Below are 1,039 nucleotides of genomic sequence, written 5' to 3'. Positions count from 1 at the left end.
CAAAATCATTAGGCCAGTTCACCAACGCCCCAGGCCAAGGCCCTGGTCATCGACTCCCCGGGGCGAGAATCGAACGCTTCCTCGTGGAGGGCCATGCCGCTTGGTCCGTACACGCCGATAAACATCTGGGTAAGACCAGTGCGGGAAAGCCTGACCTGCACATCGATATGGGCTCCATCATCCAGGGTTTCATCATGGGTTCGGTGATGGAGCGTAGGGTCTGCCCAGTCCCAGAAGACATCGCCGCGAACTCTCATACAGCCCTCCTGCAACCGTCTGGTGGGTGATCAACAAATCTAAGTTAGCCAAAGCGAAGCGTTGATCAAGCGCACTCAGATGGATTGAGAACTGCTTCCGACAATTGGCTCATTTTTATAACGCCCCCTCTCCCCTCTATTCACTGCCGCAATATGGCGGCCAAGGGGCTAACTGCGTGCTCGCTTCACGACGCCGGCTACCATGAGCGCGGCGCCAGGTATCCAAAGACCAGGGTTCGAAGTTCCCAGCCCGACAACAAGCAGCGCGATACCAACAGCAAACATAAGCGCTCTCCCTAACTAGAAGTATCCATTTCAGAACTTGCCAATTTAAGCACAAGCCGGTCGCAGGAGCGGCCAAGGAATCGTCTTGCCTGAAGAAAGCAAGCTGATCCAAGGTGTGGCCGTCGAACGCGACGAGAACAGGTGGTGGTACCACCCCGGCATCCCAGACTTCGACGGGACAGAAGACCACACCCCATTCATGGTCTGGGCAGCCGAGGACCTGAAAACTTGGTCCATGGATTGCGATCTGGACGACCACCCATATTGGGACCTCACGTCGAACTGCTGTGGTTGCGTGGGCTGGTATCCTGAATCGCCTGGCCCTGAGTGGTTCCTGCTGGGGATCTTCGATACAGAGGACGGCCCACATGTGCAGTGAGCGCGCCGCGTGGTGACACCCTGACCGACCTGATCGAGGTAAAGACCATCAACCTGGTCGACGAGCCGCTGGCGGGGGTTCGCCCGCTACTCCGGCGAAGTCAGCGTGCGCGATACCC

The 1,039-nt window shown here is 57.7% G+C and carries 2 protein-coding genes; one reads left to right on the top strand and one right to left on the bottom strand.

Annotated elements, in window-relative coordinates; genetic code table 11:
• Positions 1 to 8: 8 nt before the first annotated feature.
• Positions 9 to 257 (bottom strand): hypothetical protein, encoded by a 249-nt coding sequence (locus tag PMI38_RS02970; RefSeq protein ID WP_008090482.1) that lies wholly within the window; start codon positions 255 to 257, stop codon positions 9 to 11.
• Positions 258 to 627: 370 nt separating this feature from the next.
• Here PMI38_RS02970 and PMI38_RS02965 point away from each other — a divergent pair, with 370 nt between their 5' ends.
• On the top strand, positions 628 to 921 hold the full coding sequence (locus PMI38_RS02965; protein ID WP_008090481.1) for a hypothetical protein: 294 nt from the start codon (positions 628 to 630) through the stop codon (positions 919 to 921).
• Positions 922 to 1,039: the final 118 nt, after the last annotated feature.

Origin of the sequence: Pseudomonas sp. GM84, from assembly GCF_000282535.1 — a bacterium.
GTDB lineage: Bacteria > Pseudomonadota > Gammaproteobacteria > Pseudomonadales > Pseudomonadaceae > Aquipseudomonas.
This window is presented reverse-complemented; position numbering and strand designations above follow the sequence as displayed.